The 16,239-nt window shown below is 39.2% G+C and carries 17 protein-coding genes; 2 read left to right on the top strand and 15 right to left on the bottom strand.

Going from position 1 to position 16,239, the window contains the following annotated elements:
* Positions 1-6: 6 nt before the first annotated feature.
* The 13 genes from nuoK to aspS all read right to left on the bottom strand — a co-directional run bounded on the left by nuoK (position 7) and on the right by aspS (position 10,508).
* Positions 7-327: an NADH-quinone oxidoreductase subunit NuoK gene (gene nuoK / locus OLM45_RS01935; protein ID WP_129460525.1), complete on the bottom strand. Its 321-nt coding sequence runs from the start codon at positions 325-327 to the stop codon at positions 7-9.
* A gap of 2 nt (positions 328-329) precedes the next feature.
* Positions 330-842, bottom strand: coding sequence for an NADH-quinone oxidoreductase subunit J (locus tag OLM45_RS01930; protein WP_129460526.1), 513 nt, complete (start codon positions 840-842; stop codon positions 330-332).
* A gap of 2 nt (positions 843-844) precedes the next feature.
* Positions 845-1,390, bottom strand: coding sequence for a NuoI/complex I 23 kDa subunit family protein (locus OLM45_RS01925; RefSeq protein WP_129460527.1), 546 nt, complete (start codon positions 1,388-1,390; stop codon positions 845-847).
* Positions 1,391-1,400: 10 nt separating this feature from the next.
* Complete coding sequence (gene nuoH, locus OLM45_RS01920) at positions 1,401-2,432, bottom strand: NADH-quinone oxidoreductase subunit NuoH (RefSeq protein WP_264511506.1); 1,032 nt, start codon at positions 2,430-2,432, stop codon at positions 1,401-1,403.
* A 1-nt stretch (position 2,433) separates the two neighbouring features.
* The gene (locus OLM45_RS01915; protein WP_129460529.1) at positions 2,434-3,477 is read right to left on the bottom strand and encodes a 2Fe-2S iron-sulfur cluster-binding protein; all 1,044 of its coding nucleotides are present in this window, start codon (positions 3,475-3,477) and stop codon (positions 2,434-2,436) included.
* Positions 3,478-3,536: 59 nt separating this feature from the next.
* Positions 3,537-4,901 carry an NADH-quinone oxidoreductase subunit NuoF gene (gene nuoF / locus OLM45_RS01910; protein WP_129460530.1) on the bottom strand — a complete coding sequence of 455 codons (1,365 nt, stop codon included), beginning with the start codon at positions 4,899-4,901 and terminating at the stop codon, positions 3,537-3,539.
* A 4-nt stretch (positions 4,902-4,905) separates the two neighbouring features.
* Positions 4,906-5,436 (bottom strand): complex I 24 kDa subunit family protein, encoded by a 531-nt coding sequence (locus tag OLM45_RS01905; protein ID WP_129460531.1) that lies wholly within the window; start codon positions 5,434-5,436, stop codon positions 4,906-4,908.
* 5 nt (positions 5,437-5,441) lie between these two features.
* Positions 5,442-6,677: an NADH dehydrogenase (quinone) subunit D gene (nuoD, locus tag OLM45_RS01900; protein WP_264511505.1), complete on the bottom strand. Its 1,236-nt coding sequence runs from the start codon at positions 6,675-6,677 to the stop codon at positions 5,442-5,444.
* An 18-nt stretch (positions 6,678-6,695) separates the two neighbouring features.
* A complete protein-coding gene (locus tag OLM45_RS01895) occupies positions 6,696-7,214 on the bottom strand; it encodes an NADH-quinone oxidoreductase subunit C (protein WP_264511504.1) in 519 nt (172 codons plus the stop codon).
* Between the two features lie 2 nt (positions 7,215-7,216).
* Positions 7,217-7,762, bottom strand: coding sequence for an NADH-quinone oxidoreductase subunit B (locus OLM45_RS01890; RefSeq protein ID WP_264511503.1), 546 nt, complete (start codon positions 7,760-7,762; stop codon positions 7,217-7,219).
* Positions 7,763-7,774: 12 nt separating this feature from the next.
* On the bottom strand, positions 7,775-8,140 hold the full coding sequence (locus OLM45_RS01885; protein ID WP_264511502.1) for an NADH-quinone oxidoreductase subunit A: 366 nt from the start codon (positions 8,138-8,140) through the stop codon (positions 7,775-7,777).
* A 202-nt stretch (positions 8,141-8,342) separates the two neighbouring features.
* Positions 8,343-8,543: a cold-shock protein gene (locus OLM45_RS01880; protein WP_129460536.1), complete on the bottom strand. Its 201-nt coding sequence runs from the start codon at positions 8,541-8,543 to the stop codon at positions 8,343-8,345.
* A gap of 219 nt (positions 8,544-8,762) precedes the next feature.
* Entirely contained in the window at positions 8,763-10,508 is a 1,746-nt protein-coding gene (gene aspS, locus OLM45_RS01875) for an aspartate--tRNA ligase (protein WP_264511501.1), read from the bottom strand.
* 199 nt (positions 10,509-10,707) lie between these two features.
* Between aspS and OLM45_RS01870 the strand changes: the two genes are divergently transcribed.
* Together OLM45_RS01870 and OLM45_RS01865 are read left to right on the top strand one after the other, a co-directional pair.
* Positions 10,708-11,700 (top strand): TlpA family protein disulfide reductase, encoded by a 993-nt coding sequence (locus tag OLM45_RS01870; protein ID WP_264511499.1) that lies wholly within the window; start codon positions 10,708-10,710, stop codon positions 11,698-11,700.
* Positions 11,701-11,873: 173 nt separating this feature from the next.
* Entirely contained in the window at positions 11,874-12,221 is a 348-nt protein-coding gene (locus tag OLM45_RS01865; protein WP_264511497.1) for a toxin-antitoxin system YwqK family antitoxin, read from the top strand.
* Between the two features lie 54 nt (positions 12,222-12,275).
* Here the strand turns inward: OLM45_RS01865 and OLM45_RS01860 are convergent, their stop codons facing one another.
* Together OLM45_RS01860 and OLM45_RS01855 are read right to left on the bottom strand one after the other, a co-directional pair.
* Entirely contained in the window at positions 12,276-15,743 is a 3,468-nt protein-coding gene (locus OLM45_RS01860; RefSeq protein ID WP_264511495.1) for an efflux RND transporter permease subunit, read from the bottom strand.
* Positions 15,744-15,815: 72 nt separating this feature from the next.
* On the bottom strand, positions 15,816-16,181 hold the full coding sequence (locus tag OLM45_RS01855) for a four helix bundle protein (protein ID WP_264511493.1): 366 nt from the start codon (positions 16,179-16,181) through the stop codon (positions 15,816-15,818).
* Positions 16,182-16,239: the final 58 nt, after the last annotated feature.

Below are 16,239 nucleotides of genomic sequence, written 5' to 3'. Positions count from 1 at the left end.
TAGGGCTTATCCTTTTAAGTTCTTCAAATTAGCGATATCAATCGAACCGATATTTCTGAAAATAGCAACCAAAATTGCTAATCCAACGGCAACTTCTGCAGCGGCCACGGCCATTGAGAAGAATACAAATACTTGTCCTTCGGCATCTTGGTGATACGTGGAGAAGGCAACAAATAATAGGTTAACTGCATTCAACATGATTTCAATCGACATGAAAACAATGATGGCATTACGACGGTACAACACTCCGAATACGCCGATACAAAATAGAATCACCGACAGGAAGATGTAGTTTTCGATACCAATATGATTTAAAATATTCTCCATGATTAGTTCGCGTCTTTTTCTTTTTTAGATACTAATACAACTCCCAACATGGCTGCTAATAATAAGATAGAAGCGAATTCGAAAGGAACCATATATTCGTTTAACAATACTTTACCCAATGTTTTGATGGATTGGAAGTCTTCACCTGTATAATCGTATTCACCCATAATTGGTTTGGTATCGGTGAATACATAAACCAATACAGCACTCAATACAATAAACACGATAATGGCTGCATAGCGCGTCATACGTGGCTTGTGCACTTCATCCTCTTTGTTCAAATTCATCAACATCAGGGTGAAGAGGAAGAGTACCATAATGGCTCCCGCATAGACTATGAGTTGGACCAAAGCCAAAAATTGGGCATTGAATAACAAATAATGACCCATAATCGAAACCATACAAATTACTAAGTAGATGGCACTGTGAATTGGGTTTTTGGTGTAAATGGTCAAGAAAGCTGTGGCTAATGTTACTGCCGACAGAATGTAGAAAATAAGTAATACTGTTGACATGATTAATTTAATTTTTGAGTGTTAGCCATCGCCACTTCAAGCGGCATTACCAATTTATCCTTACCATAGATAAAGTCTTCACGATCGTACTGTGCGGGAACGAGTTCTTTTGAAATCGTCAAATAAATCGCGTCTTTTGGACACGCCTCTTCACACAAACCACAGAAAATGCAACGCAACATGTTGATTTCATAGATTTCTGCATACTTTTCTTCACGGTACAAATGTTCTTCGCCTTTTTTGCGTTCTGCTGCTTTCATTGTGATGGCTTCAGCAGGGCAAGTTAGTGCACATAAACCACAAGCCGTACAATTTTCACGACCCTGTTCGTCACGCTTTAAAGTATGTTTTCCACGGTAAACCGGACTGAATTCGCGAACTTGCTCCGGGTAGTGAATTGTTGCTTTTTTACGGAAAAAGTGTTTAATCGTGATCAACAATCCTTTGATGATTGCAACCAGATACAAGCGCTCCCAAAAGGTCATTTCCTTATTGGAAACTTGCTTTTTCTTTCCAGAAAGCGATATGTTTTGAATGGATGTAGCCATATTTTGTTTCTTATTTAAAAGCCAGAATACAAACTCCTGTAATCATGATGTTAATAATCGAAAGCGGGATTAAAATCTTCCAACCCAAATTCATCAATTGGTCATAACGGAAACGCGGAATCGTCCAACGCACCCACATATAGAAGAAAATGAAGAAACAGATTTTAGCGAAAAGGACCCCAATTCCTACTAATGTAGCGGCATTGGTCCCCCAATTCGCGCCTACCCAATCCATGCCTGGGTAGTTGTAACCTCCAAAGTATAAAACTGAAATTAAGGTAGAAGAGATGAACATGTTAGCGTATTCAGCAAACAAATAGAATCCCATTTTCATCGAAGAATATTCCGTGTGGTATCCACCAATAAGCTCACTTTCACATTCTGCTAAGTCAAAAGGTGTACGGTTTGTTTCTGCAAAGGCACAAATTAAGAAAATCAAGAAACCAACAGGTTGGTACCAAATGTTCCAATTCATTCCGTGTTGTTGTACCGTAATATCGTGTAAGCTTAACGATCCACTCATCATCAACAAAGCAATGATGGATAGTCCCATAGCTACTTCGTAAGAAACCATTTGAGAGGCCGCACGTACAGCTCCCATTAAGGAGAACTTATTATTTGAAGCCCAACCCCCAATCATGATTCCGTAAACTCCCACTGAAACAACACCAAAAACATACAAAATCGAAACATCGATGTCTGTGGCTTGTAATTGGATAGTGCGTCCGAACAATTCTAATTTGTCTCCCCAAGGAATTACAGCACTTGTAATTAAAGCTGTCGCCATCGCGATTCCAGGCCCGACAAAGAATAAAAATTTGTTGGGTGTATTGGGTTCGAATTCTTCTTTAGCAAATAACTTCAAACCATCGGCAAGCGGTTGTAATAATCCACCCCATCCTGCACGGTTGGGTCCGACACGGTCTTGTAAAAAGGCCGCTACCTTACGCTCTGCCCAAGTAGAATACATAGCCATCAACATGGTAACCGCAAAAACGACTACGATGAAAATACTTTTTTCAATAATTAATGCACTGTCCATGTTATTTCTTTACTTGAGTTCCGTCAATCTTTTCATTATAATCAATGTCGGCCATACTGATTTTTTTGCGGTCTTCATCGCGACCCATCAAAATACCTTTTTCCGTATTAATCACAACTTTATCCATTTTACGGGTATAGTTGTTGACATTGATTACCGAATCTTTTTCGAATTTACGAGGTCCTTCAATGGTCCAATCCGAAACTTCTTTTTTGTCATAACGACAGGTGTTACAGATGAAATCTTCCACTTCATGGAATTCATCTTTGCGTGCCGTTACCCGTTGAATTTCGTTACCAAACATCCAAACTGTTACCTTACCACAACAACCTGGAGTGGTACATTCACGGTGTGCATTGAAAGGTTTGTTAAACCAAACACGTGATTTGAAACGGAAAGTTTTATCAGTTAAAGCACCCACAGGACAAACGTCAATCATGTTTCCTGAGAATTCATTGTCGATAGCTGCAGAAACCATGGTCGAAATTTGAGCGTGATCACCACGATTTAAAACTCCATGAACGCGATAGTCGGTCAATTGTTCAGCCACTTGAACACAACGTTGACATAAAATACAACGGTTCATGTGCAACTGAATTTTATCACCAATATTTTCAGGTTCGAAGGTGCGTTTTTCTTCAATGAATCGCGTTTGTGCTTTTCCGTGTTCGAAACTCAAATTTTGCAAATCACATTCCCCTGCTTGGTCACAAACGGGACAATCGAGCGGGTGATTGATTAATAAAAATTCAGTTACGGCTTTGCGTGCTTCGGTTACACGTTCTGAAGATTTACTATTTACTTCCATGCCGTCCATACAACCCGTCACACAAGAAGCGACTAGTTTTGGCATTGGAGTAGGATTAGCGTCACTACCTTTGGTTACTTCCACTAAACAACAACGGCATTTACCGCCTGTGCCTTTTAGTTTGGAATAGTAACACATGGCTGGAGGAACGACATCGCCTCCAATCATTCGGGCAGCCTGAAGAATGGTGGTCCCAGCTTCTACCTCGATTTCGTGTCCGTCTATTGTTACTTTCATCTTTTGTAGGTTGTCTATTGGAATCCGATAAACTCGTTTTCCATTTTATACAATACTAATTATACGTTTTGTGGAGCCACTAAATGACGCACCTTATCAAAGGGTTCGTGAGTAAAGTGATCTCTGTTTTTGATTTTTTCAGGGAAACGAACATGGTATTCAAATTCTTCTCTGAAGTGACGAATCGCAGCAGCTACAGGCCATGAGGCAGCATCTCCTAAAGGACAAATGGTATTTCCTTCAATTTTGGATTGGATGCTCCACAATAACTCAATATCTTCTTCACGACCTTGGCCGTTTTCGATACGCCATAATACTTTTTCTAACCAACCGGTTCCTTCGCGGCAAGGCGTACATTGACCACAACTTTCATGGTGGTAGAAACGTGCAAAATTCCAAGTGTTGCGAACGATACAAGCGCGGTCATCGTATACGATAAATCCACCCGAACCCAACATGGATCCCGTGGCAAATCCACCGTCTGACAAACTTTCGTAAGTCATCAAACGATCGTCCCCGTTGGCTGTTTTATAAATTAAATGAGCGGGTAAAATTGGCACCGAACTACCTCCAGGTACTAAAGCCTTTAAAGGTCGGTCGGTTTCCATACCGCCACAATATTCGTCTGAATTGATAAATTCTTCAACAGAAATCCCCAATTCAATTTCGTAAACCCCTGGTTTTTTGATATTTCCTGAAGCTGAAATTAATTTGGTTCCTGTTGAACGTCCGATTCCGATAGCGGCATAATCCGCACCTGAATTATTGATGATCCATGGCACAGCGGCAATGGATTCTACATTGTTAACTACGGTTGGGTTAGCCCACAAACCGCTAATCGCAGGGAATGGTGGTTTCAAACGTGGATTTCCGCGTTTTCCTTCCAACGATTCAATCAATGCCGTCTCTTCCCCACAGATATAAGCACCTGCGCCACAATGTACGTGTAAATCCAAGTCGTAACCCGAACCTTGAATATTCTTTCCTAACCAACCTGCAGCATACGCTTCTTTAATCGCACGCTCTAAGGTTTTGAACACCCACATGTATTCTCCACGGATGTAGATATAGGATAGATTTGCTTCCAAGGCAATACTTGATGTAATCATTCCTTCAATTAACAAGTGCGGAATGTATTCCATTAAGTAACGGTCCTTGAATGTTCCCGGTTCCGATTCGTCTGCATTACAAACCAAGTGACGTGGTTTACCCGACTTTTTATCGATAAAGCTCCACTTCATTCCTACAGGGAATCCAGCACCTCCACGACCACGTAATCCCGAAGTTTTTACTTCTTCGATGATGGCTTCTGGAGTCATTTTCAAGGCTTTTTCCACGGAGGCATAACCGCCTTCACGACGATATACTTCATAGGATTTAATTCCCGGAACATTGATTTTGTCCAATAATATCTTTCTTCCCATGCTCTTATTTATCGTAAAAAGTTATATCACCGGTTTTACAGTCGTCGATAAGCTGATCGATTTTTTCTTTGGTCAAATGTTCGTGGTAATAGTCGCCCAACTGTAACATCGGCGCATAGCCACAAGCACCCAAACATTCCACACCTCGAACTTCAAACAATCCGTCAGCGGTAGGTTCAGCGATGCCTACATTTAATTTTTGACAGGTGTAATCCATCAAATCTTCTACACCGCGTTGACAACAAGGTGAGGTTTGACAGAATTCCAACATATATTTTCCTACTGGTCTTTGGTTGAACATGGTGTAAAAAGTCACCACTTCATAGACTTCGATAGGTTTAATTTCTAATAGTTCGGCTACTTTGTTTTGTAGCTCGATACTCAGCCAATTGTCATGGGCATCCTGAACTTCGTGTAAAACCGGAATCAAAGCCGATTTCTTTTTGTCTGCAGGATAATGACTGACCAACTCGTTGATACGAGCCATCAAGGCATCGGTAATATTTATTTCCTGAGTATAATGGTGTTTTTCCATAGTTGTTAAGCGTCTAATTCGCCCGCAATTACATTTAAACTGGATAAAATCACAATCGCATCCGAAAGCATTGCGCCTTTAATCATTTCCGGATAAGCTTGATAATAGATATAACAAGGTCTTCTGAATTTTAAACGATACGGCGTACGACTACCGTCAGCGATTAAATAAAAACCTAATTCACCGTTTCCGGCTTCTACCGAATGGTAAATTTCTTCCACAGGTACAGGAACTTCACCCATCACAATTTTAAAGTGATAAATTAAGCTTTCCATATTGTGGTATACGTCTTCTTTTGGAGGAAGGTAATAGTCTGGAACGTCAGCGTGGTACGGACCTTCAGGTAATTTGGCCAAGGCTTGACGAATAATCGACAAACTTTCCCAAACTTCGGCGTTACGCACACAAAAACGATCGTAAGTATCACCCGATTGTCCAACAGGGATATCAAATTCAAAATCTTCGTAAGAAGAATACGGTGCTGCTTTACGTACATCATAATCGATACCTGCTGCACGTAGGTTCGGACCTGTAAATCCGTATTGCATAGCACGTTCAGCAGAAATCGGACCCACATTTACTGTACGATCAATGAAAATACGATTGCGTTCAAAAAGGTTTTCGAATTCTTTCCAAACGGCTGGGAACTCTTCCAAAAATGCATTTAATTTTTTGAAAGCCTCTTCGGACCATTCGCGTTCAAATCCGCCAATACGTCCCATATTGGTGGTCAAACGTGCACCACAAATTTCCTCATAAATCTCATAGATTTTTTCACGGAATTGGAACACATACAAGAAACCTGTATAGGCACCTGTATCAACACCAAGAATCGAGTTGCAAATAATATGGTCAGCAATACGCGCCAATTCCATTACGATAACACGTAAATATTGGGCACGTTTTGGGACTTCTATATTAAGGAGTTTTTCAACCGTCATCCACCAAGCCATGTTGTTGATCGGCGACGAACAATAGTTCATACGGTCTGTCAATACATTGATTTGGTAAAAAGCACGGTTTTCGGCAATTTTTTCAAAAGCACGGTGGATGTAACCAATAGTAGGTTCGGCATCCAAAATACGCTCCCCGTCCATCAACAAGATGTTTTGGAAAATCCCGTGGGTGGCAGGGTGGGTCGGACCTAAGTTCAAGATCGAAAGTTCGCTACCGTCTTCATTACGGCGACTTTCAATGATCTTGGCATAACGATGCTCCGGGGTTAATAATAAATCGGACATGTATATGTGTGAGTTATATTAGCAATTAACTGGTGTTCTTCCGAAGAAACGGTCGTCTTTATCGGTACGGCCTCCGTCTTCCATGGGGAATTCCTTACGCAACGGGAAGGATTCCATTTCATCCATATTCAAAATACGCTTCAATTGGGGATGACCTTTGAAATCAACACCATAAAAGTCAAACGCTTCACGTTCCATCCAATTGGCAGATAAAAATAAATCCGTGATGGTGTCAATTACAGGGTTTTCATTCAAATAGGCACGCACACGAATACGTGTATTCTCTACCCAATTGTGCAATTGATATACCACCGCAAATTGATGGTCAGCATCGTTGTCTGGGTAATGTACCGCGGCTAAATCAGTTAAGAAATGGAAATTCAACTCTTCCTCTTCTTTCAGGAATTGAATAACCGCATGAATAGTAGAAGCGTTGGCTTCAAATGAAAAAATATCACGTTGCATTTCAAAACGAAATACATTTTCGCCGAATTGTTGTGTGAGTTTTTCCTGAATGTGTACGGTTTCTAAAGCCATAATTACAGGTTATAAGAAGCTAATAATTCTTTATATTCCGGTGAGTTTCTGCGACGAACGGATTCGTTTTTCACCAATTCTTGCAATTGCATTACACCCTGAACAATTTGTTCTGGACGCGGTGGACAACCGGGTACGTATACGTCAACCGGGATTACTTTGTCGATTCCTTGTAAAACAGAATAGGTGTCAAAAATACCGCCTGAAGTGGCACACGCGCCAACAGCAATCACCCAACGGGGTTCGCTCATTTGCTCGTATACTTGACGTAAAATTGGCGCCATTTTTTTGGAAATCGTACCCATTACTAACAACATATCGGCCTGACGAGGAGAAAAACTCACACGCTCAGAACCGAATCGCGCTAAATCATAATGGGATGCCATGGTGGCCATAAATTCGATACCACAACAAGATGTAGCAAAAGGAAGCGGCCATAAGGAATTGGCTCTTGCTAAACCTACCACATCATTTAATTTGGTTGCGAAGAATCCTTCGCCTGTAACTCCATCCGGTGGAGCAACCATTTTTGTTTTATTTTCTTCCATAGCTTTTCAAAATTATTCCCATTCTAAGGCTTTCTTCTTGATGATGTAGAAGAAACCTACCAATAAAAGGGACATGAAAATTACCATTTTAATCATTCCGTCATAACCCAACTCTTTGAAGTTCACTGCCCAAGGGTACAAGAAAATAACTTCAACGTCGAATAAAACGAAAAGAATGGCAACCAAGAAATATTTTACAGAGAAAGGAATACGTGCATTTCCAATCGATTCAATACCACATTCGAAGTTCTTGTCTTTGCTTTGAGAATGGCGTTTTGGCCCTAAAAAGTTGGACCCAATAATCGTTAAAGCCACGAAGGCAACGGAAATCCCGACCTGAATCAGAATCGGTAAAAAGTCAGTTTGTGTAGACTGCATACTGCTACGTTTTTAGACGTTTTTAAAATAGCCACAAATATACATCGCAATATTGAAAACGCAAAGGTGTAAGGGGTGTGATTACCGATAAAATGACCTTTTTCGTTTATTTAAATTAATTCTAAATAACTGAAGTTGAGTCCAAAAAAAAACACCCCAAAAAATGAGGTGTTTTCATACGGTAATCAGAAATCTATATATTTTAGTTTTCAAGAATTACTACATTGGTGGCTAATTTTCCTTTGCGTCCGTCTTCTTCTTCATAAGATACTCGATCGCCTTCTTTTAAGCCTTCTCCTTTTAAACCGCTTGCGTGAACAAAAATGTCTTTGCCGGTTTCGTCATTCACAATAAATCCAAATCCCTTGGATTCATTAAAAAATTTAACTTTTCCTGTTTGCATTGTAATGGGTAATAATTATTTAATAATGCTAAAGTTAAAATTAATAATTGGACCAACAAATTTTTAATGTTAAAAAAATAAAAACTTTACAAAAAAATATTTTTAGAATTGAAAAGTGCTATAAAGTTTGTGGTTTATTTTTAATAATTTAACAATAAAAAATCGCGCCTTTTAAAAATATGCTAAAAGACACGATTCAATTGTATATCTATTTTGGATTTAAGCTAATCGAATATGTAATTCTTCTAACTGACCATTGTCTATTACTGAAGGAGCATCGATCATAACATCACGACCTGAATTGTTTTTTGGGAAAGCAATAAAATCACGAATGGTTTCTTGGCCCCCTAGAATAGCCACTAATCGATCCAAACCAAATGCTAATCCACCGTGTGGTGGTGCGCCAAATTGGAAGGCATTCATCAAGAAACCAAATTGGGACTCGGCTTGTTCTTTCGTAAATCCGAGTAATTCAAACATGCGTGCTTGTAATTCCTTATCGTGGATACGAATCGATCCGCCGCCAATTTCATTCCCGTTTAACACCATGTCGTAGGCATTAGCACGCACTTTTCCAGGTGCTGTGGCGATTAATTCAAAATCTTCAGGTTTGGGTGAGGTGAAAGGGTGGTGCATCGCGTGGTAACGGCCACTTTCTTCGTCCCATTCTAACAATGGAAAATCAACAACCCATAAAGGAGCAAATTCGTCCGGTTTGCGTAAGCCCAAACGTGTCGCCATTTCCATACGTAATGCCGATAATTGGGTACGGGTTTTGTGAGCAGCTCCCGACAATACCAAAATAAGGTCGCCCGGTTTCGCTCCCGTTGCTTCCGCCCATTTTTTCAAATCGTCTTGATCATAGAATTTGTCAACGGAAGATTTTAAAGAGCCATCGGCTTCGTATTTCACATAAACCATTCCGAGCGCGCCAATTTGTGGACGTTTTACCCAATCAATCAACGCGTCAATTTCCTTCCGCGAATAGCCTGCGCAGCCTGGTACCGCAATTCCAACTACCATTTCTGCATTGTTAAATACCGCAAAGTCTTTGTGTTGGGCTACGGCATTCAATTCGCCAAATTTCATTTCAAAACGAATGTCGGGTTTATCATTGCCATACGTTTTCATCGCATAATCATAGGTCATGCGCGGAAACTCAGCAACATCAATACCGCGTAACGTTTTTAATAAATGACGGGTTAATCCTTCAAATACATTAAGAATATCTTCTTGTTCCACAAAAGCCATTTCACAATCGATTTGTGTAAACTCAGGTTGACGGTCTGCACGTAAATCTTCATCGCGGAAACATTTTACAATTTGAAAATATTTATCCATGCCGCCCACCATCAATAATTGTTTGAAGGTTTGTGGTGATTGGGGTAGGGCATAAAACTGTCCCTCGTTCATACGGCTTGGCACTACGAAATCACGAGCGCCTTCTGGAGTTGATTTGATCAAATAAGGGGTTTCCACTTCGCAAAAATCCAAATCTGATAAGTATTTTCGGACTTCCATTGCGACTTTGTGGCGGAACAATAATGCGTTTTTTACAGGGTTACGACGAATATCCAAATAGCGGTATTTCATTCGTAAATCTTCGCCACCGTCGGTTTCGTCTTCAATTGTAAAGGGCGGCAATTGCGCTTCATTGAGCACGGTCAATTCGTTTACTAAAATCTCAATATCACCCGTAGCCATATTTGGGTTTTTTGACTCGCGTTCGATCACAGTTCCTTTTACTTGAACCACAAATTCGCGTCCTAAGGATTTTGCCATTTGAATTACAGCTGCATCCGTGCGTTGTTCGTCAAAAATTAACTGGGTAATTCCGTAACGGTCACGTAAATCGGCCCAAATCATAAATCCTTTATCACGTGTTTTTTGAACCCAACCGGCCAAAGTTACTTCTTGTGCAATATGTGTAGCGTTCAATTCGCCACAGTGATGACTTCTGTACATGGTAATTTTATTTAGTAAAAAACGAATTCTTGGGTGCAAAAGTAACGAAAACTAAACGAATTGCCTGAGAAAAAATTGGCAGTAAAAAGTGATTTTGTATTGCAAGATTTAAATCGCCTCACACGACAAAACTTTGTTAAATTCTATTTGAGGTGGGATATTTCATTATATTTGGGTAACTAATTTTGAAATAAAAACCATGAAAAAAATGATGACTCTACTTGCTCTGACTTTTACGGTCCTGACTTGGGCGCAAGAGCAAGTAAAATTTACAGCGGATATTCGAAACAAAACCGCGGATGTGATTACCATTAAAAACAATATGGGAAAGGATATCCAACAAATTAAAGCCAACGACAAAGGGATTTTTGAAGCAACATTTGGAGTAGCTGAAGGAATGTATTATTTGTTTGATGGTCAAGAATATGCTTCATTGTATTTGAAAAATGGCTTTGATTTAACCGTGAAATTAGATGCTAAAAATTTTGATGAAACCCTATTGTTTTCGGGTAAAGGAGCTTTAGAAAATAATTATTTAGCCGACAAAATGCGTTCCAGTGAACAAATGGAGGAAACATTCATGAAGTTAACTACAGACGCTGAAGTGGATAAATTTTGTGAAGATCAAAAGAACGAAGGTTTTAAAAAATTAGAATCGGGAAGTTACGATGCCAAATTTGTCTCTCTGTCCAAGTTAATGTTGGTCCAAGAATTAATGCAATTAAAAAAGTATTACAAAGAAAACAAAGAGAAAGCCAAATTGAACGGTTCTCAAGCACCAGCCTTTGAATATGTTGATGTGAATGGGAAGAAGGTGAAGTTGGATGATTTTAAAGGAAAGTATGTTTATATTGATATATGGGCAACTTGGTGCGGACCTTGTCGTGCAGAAATTCCCCATTTGAAAAAAGCAGAAGAGAAATACCATGGCAAAAATTTAGCTTTCGTAAGTATCTCTGTGGATGTGGATAAAGATTTTGAAAAATGGAAAAAATTTGTGGCCGATAAAGAATTAGGAGGCACACAATTATTTGCAGACAAAAACTGGGAATCTGATTTTATGAAGCATTTTGGAGTTACTTCAATTCCACGATTTTTGTTGATTGACCCACAAGGGAAAGTGCTTTATGCCGATGCTAATCGCCCATCTGATCCAAAATTGGTTGAAATTTTAGATAATTTGCTGAAATAAGTAATTTTATAAAAATCTTTGAAACCGTCAGTATTTACAAGTGCTGACGGTTTTTTTATGGGTTATCCAATGTTAAGTTTTACTTCAATGTTACCAAATTGTTATGTAATTGTTTGGTTTGTGTAAAAGAGTTCGATACATTTGTGTATCAATAATTTGTAAATCCTACTAAAATGAAAAGATATATCGCAATGGCAGCTTTGTTAATCGGTGGATTAGCTACTGCGCAACAAAACAAACCGGTGTTGGAAGAAGTGAATGGTATGGTGAAAGTAACCTACTATTATGAAAACGGAAAAGTTCAACAAGAAGGTTTTTATAAAGAGGGTAAATTAGAAGGCAAATGGATTTCTTACGATGAAAACGGAAATAAAACCGCCATCGCTGAATATACAGACGGAAATAAAACCGGTAAATGGTTTTTCTGGTCGGATAAGAATTTATCAGAAGTAGATTATACACAAGGCGCAGTTGCTGAAGTTAAGGTATGGAACCGTGAAGCTTTAGCAGGTAAAAACTAAAAGGAAATTTAATTCAATAAAAAAGGGACGTTAGCAATAACGTCCCTTTTTTATTTAGGCTTCTGATTGTAAGCGCGCTGCTCTGCGATCGCGCAAACGGTATTTAATGCGTTTCACTAAGAAGAACATTACCGGAACAATCACCAAGGTTAAAATGGTAGCATAGGTTAATCCAAAGATAATGGTCCACGCTAACGGTCCCCAGAAAATTACGTTGTCCCCACCAATAAAGATATGTGGATTCAAGTCGGTAATTAACGAGAAGAAGTCAAAGTTTAATCCAATGGCCAACGGAATCAAACCGAGTACTGCGGTTAATGCCGTTAACAATACAGGACGTAGACGCGATTTCCCTGATTCAATGATGACTTCTTTAATTTCATCTAAAGTCAAATCATCGTGCGTCTCAGCACCTTTTTCTTCAACTTTTCGATCCATTAATAAAACAAAGAAGTCCATTAATACGATACCGTTTTTCACTACAATACCCGCCAGTGAGATAATTCCCATCATGGTCATTAAAATCACGAAGTCCATATTGGCGATTACATAACCGTAGAACACCCCGCTAAAACTCAATAGTACCGTAAAGAGGATTACCAATGTCTTCGAAATCGAGTTAAACTGCAATACAATAATGATGGTAATACCTGCAATGGCAAGCAAGAAAGCAATATTCAAGAACGTTTGGTTTTTACCTTGTTCTTCTTGAACTCCTGAGAAGCCATAGGTGATGTTTTTAGGCAACTTATAGCTTTCCATTTGTTGTTTGATTTCTTTGGTAATCGCATCACCATTGAAACCGGTCAACACATTCGAGTAAATCGTCATTACGCGTTTGTGGTTCTTACGCTTAATCATATTAAACGTCTCCGTTTTCTTGGTATGCGATACCGCAGCGATAGGCACTTGCATGATTTGTCCGTTGTTCGGATTACGGAACGTCATCGATTGATTGAACAAGATGTTTTCGTTTTTACGTTGGTCATCTTGCATACGCATCACGATGTTGTAATCGTCATCACCTTCTTTGTAGGTCGAAATTTCTTGACCGTAAACCGAACGGCGTAAAGTGAAACCCACTTGACCCGTTGAAATCCCTAAACTTCCTGCATTGGCGCGGTCCACTTGAACTTCAAGCTCCGGACTGTTTTTATTGATATCTACTTGAAGTTTTTCAATTCCTTCAATGTTTTTCGAATTGATGTAAGCAATAATCTTTTGAGATTCTGCCAACATTTCATTGTAATCTTCACCTTTCAATTCTAAACTGATTGGGTATCCTGCTGGAGGGCCGTTGGAATCTTTTTCAACCGTAACCGTTGCACCCGGAATTCCTTTTACCAAACCGCGGATTTCTTCCAATAGATTAGCTGTATTCACACCGCGTCTGAATTTAAACTCACGGAAATTTACGGTTACTTTTCCTTTGTAAGGGGTTTCATTGGCAGAACCAGCATCCACATTGGGATTACCTGCGCCCACACCTACTTGAGAAACGATAGATTCAGCAAGATAATTTTCATTATCCGATTTGTCAATGTATTTGTCTAGAATCTTAATAATTTGTTTTTCAACAAACAGCGTTGCTTTGTTGGTTTTGTCAATGTCCGTTCCCTGAGGATATTCAATGTAAGTAATGACCTGATTCGGAATATTATCTGGGAAGAATAAAACTTTTCTCGGGAATACTCCCACCAATACAAAGGATAAAATCAACATTCCGATGATACCGAAAAAGGCATACCACGCTTTTCTTCCGGTAAGGATTTTAGCTAAAAACACTTTGTATTTTTCTTCCATTCTTGGGAAGAAGCTGTGTTGGAAATCTTGTGTCCATTGGTAAATTTTCACATGATACGCCCACATCATACCCAAAACCAAAACAGCAATGTGTCCCATAGATTTCAAGAAAACACCACCTGTAGTGTAACCAGCTACTAAGAAAATTACGGCAGCTACTCCTATATATAGGGTGTTTCTTCGAATGCTCTTTTTGGAAACATTTCGGTCTTCAATATCCATCGAACCACCCGTCATGGCAGCATTCACAACCATAGCCACAAACAAAGAGGCACCTAAAGTTACCGATAACGTCATTGGGAAGTAAATCATGAATTTACCCATAGTGCCCGGCCATAAGGCAAAAGGCAAGAACGCCATTAAGGTGGTTGCTGTTGAGGAAATTACGGGCCATGCAATTTCGCCAATCCCCAATTTTGAGGCTTGGATTCGCGACATTCCTTTCTTCATGTTGGCAAAAACGTTGTCAACCACCACAATACCGTCGTCTACCAACATTCCCAGTCCCATTACCAAACCAAACAATACCATCGTATTTAAGGTTTTACCCATCGAAGCCAACAATGCAAAAGCAATGAACATTGACAACGGAATGGCTGCTCCTACGAATAACGAGTTGCGTAATCCCATGGTAAACATCAACACAATCATTACCAAGATAATCCCGAAGATAATGTGGTTGGATAATTCATTCACTTGGTGTTCTACGCGTGACGATTGGTCACTCGTAAACTCAATCGATAAGTTTTTTGGCAAATAATTGACCTGGGCTTCTTTTACCTTTTCACGGGCTTGTTCGATCGCCGAAATCATGTTTTGTCCAGAGCGTTTTTTCACATTCAACATCACCACTTCTTTACCGCGTTCACGGGCATAGGTGGTACGTTCTTTTTCTTTAAAACTAATAGTAGCGATGTCTTTCAAATAAACAGAACCTCCGAAAGATTTTACAATGATGTTGTTCAATTCCGCTGGATCTTTCATTTCCCCGATGATACGGATGTTGTTACGGGAACCTTGCGAAATCAAATTTCCTCCAGAAAGCGTCATGTTTTCGTTGCGAACAGTATTTTGAATGTCGTCAAAACTCACTTGAGCCGCCGTCATTTTGAAGATATCTACCGCAATTTCCACTTCTTTATTGTCCACACCCAAGATGTCCACCTTTTTTACTTCGGGAACTTCTTCGATATCGTCTTGAAGTTTTTCTCCAAATTTCTTCAACTGTTGGGCCGTGTAATCGCCTTTTAAGTTGATGTTTAGAATCGGCACTTCTTCAGAAATGTTCAATTCAAATACATTGGGTTCCACTTTACTTCCGTTATCCAAATTGGGCCAGTCGGTATCCGCTTTGGCATTGTCAACTTTGTCTTTGATTTTTTGTTTGGCCAATTCGATGCCAATTTTATCATCAAATTCAACAATGATCATCCCGTAATCCTGGAACGAACTCGACGTAATTTTATTAACCCCACTAATGTTTTTAAATTCTTTTTCCAGTGGTTTAATGACTAATTTCTCTACATCTTCTGCGGAATTCCCGGGGAATACAGAGGAGACATAGACTTTGTTTTCAATGATTTCAGGGAAATCTTCTCGAGGCATCGAGATGTAGGAGTAAATTCCTGCCACCACGATGATGAAGGTTAGGATGTACACCGTAACTCGGTTGTCCACAGCCCAACTGGAGATGCTAAATTCTTTGTTATGTTTGCTCATTTTTCTTTTATGAGTTTATGTTAATGTTTCTTAGTTTAAGAGTGTAATCGTTTAAGAGTGTAAATGTTTAGTTTATGAACTTTTGAGTTTAGCGGAATGTAAATGATTAATCATTAATGAAAGTTCTCTGATTTTAACTCGAATATCAGTGTAACTATCTTCCGTTATCCAACTAAAATCTTTGGATATAATTATTAAATTCAAAAGTTCAATGGCTGAACTGTAAGCAATTTCATAAAATCGAGCGGCATCTTTTGAATGTAATCGCGAACTTCCTTCAGCAAGATTACAAGCAATTGAGACGGCACTTCTCCGAATTTGTGAGGTTATTGCATAAAGTTCCTCTTTTGGAAAATCATGTGTCAATAGGTACATTTCTTTACTTAATACTCGAGCTTTTTGCCAAGCTATTAATCGTTCAAAATTAAATTCTTTCATTTTTATGGCATTTATTAGGTTTAATTGGCTTTTATACTTTTTTGATTTTAAACAAATA

This window comes from Flavobacterium sp. N1719 (assembly GCF_025947045.1).
Lineage (GTDB): Bacteria > Bacteroidota > Bacteroidia > Flavobacteriales > Flavobacteriaceae > Flavobacterium > Flavobacterium stagni.
Note: the sequence above shows the minus strand (reverse complement) of the source record. Positions and strands in the feature narration are given on the sequence as shown.

Excerpts from the sequence above, each read along its gene's own strand:
- OLM45_RS01895 (WP_264511504.1), bottom strand. The coding sequence starts at position 7,214 with ATGGCTTTAGAAACCGTACACATTCAGGAAAAACTCACACAACAATTC.
- OLM45_RS01905 (WP_129460531.1), bottom strand. The coding sequence starts at position 5,436 with ATGGAAAAACACCATTATACTCAGGAAATAAATATTACCGATGCCTTG.
- OLM45_RS01890 (WP_264511503.1), bottom strand. The coding sequence starts at position 7,762 with ATGGAAGAAAATAAAACAAAAATGGTTGCTCCACCGGATGGAGTTACA.
- OLM45_RS01885 (WP_264511502.1), bottom strand. The coding sequence starts at position 8,140 with ATGCAGTCTACACAAACTGACTTTTTACCGATTCTGATTCAGGTCGGG.
- OLM45_RS01925 (WP_129460527.1), bottom strand. The coding sequence starts at position 1,390 with ATGGCTACATCCATTCAAAACATATCGCTTTCTGGAAAGAAAAAGCAA.
- OLM45_RS01855 (WP_264511493.1), bottom strand. The coding sequence starts at position 16,181 with ATGAAAGAATTTAATTTTGAACGATTAATAGCTTGGCAAAAAGCTCGA.
- nuoK (WP_129460525.1), bottom strand. The coding sequence starts at position 327 with ATGGAGAATATTTTAAATCATATTGGTATCGAAAACTACATCTTCCTG.
- OLM45_RS01880 (WP_129460536.1), bottom strand. The coding sequence starts at position 8,543 with ATGCAAACAGGAAAAGTTAAATTTTTTAATGAATCCAAGGGATTTGGA.
- aspS (WP_264511501.1), bottom strand. The coding sequence starts at position 10,508 with ATGTACAGAAGTCATCACTGTGGCGAATTGAACGCTACACATATTGCA.
- OLM45_RS01930 (WP_129460526.1), bottom strand. The coding sequence starts at position 842 with ATGTCAACAGTATTACTTATTTTCTACATTCTGTCGGCAGTAACATTA.
- OLM45_RS01865 (WP_264511497.1), top strand. The coding sequence starts at position 11,874 with ATGAAAAGATATATCGCAATGGCAGCTTTGTTAATCGGTGGATTAGCT.
- nuoF (WP_129460530.1), bottom strand. The coding sequence starts at position 4,901 with ATGGGAAGAAAGATATTATTGGACAAAATCAATGTTCCGGGAATTAAA.
- OLM45_RS01860 (WP_264511495.1), bottom strand. The coding sequence starts at position 15,743 with ATGAGCAAACATAACAAAGAATTTAGCATCTCCAGTTGGGCTGTGGAC.
- nuoH (WP_264511506.1), bottom strand. The coding sequence starts at position 2,432 with ATGGACAGTGCATTAATTATTGAAAAAAGTATTTTCATCGTAGTCGTT.
- OLM45_RS01915 (WP_129460529.1), bottom strand. The coding sequence starts at position 3,477 with ATGAAAGTAACAATAGACGGACACGAAATCGAGGTAGAAGCTGGGACC.
- OLM45_RS01870 (WP_264511499.1), top strand. The coding sequence starts at position 10,708 with ATGAAAAAAATGATGACTCTACTTGCTCTGACTTTTACGGTCCTGACT.
- nuoD (WP_264511505.1), bottom strand. The coding sequence starts at position 6,677 with ATGTCCGATTTATTATTAACCCCGGAGCATCGTTATGCCAAGATCATT.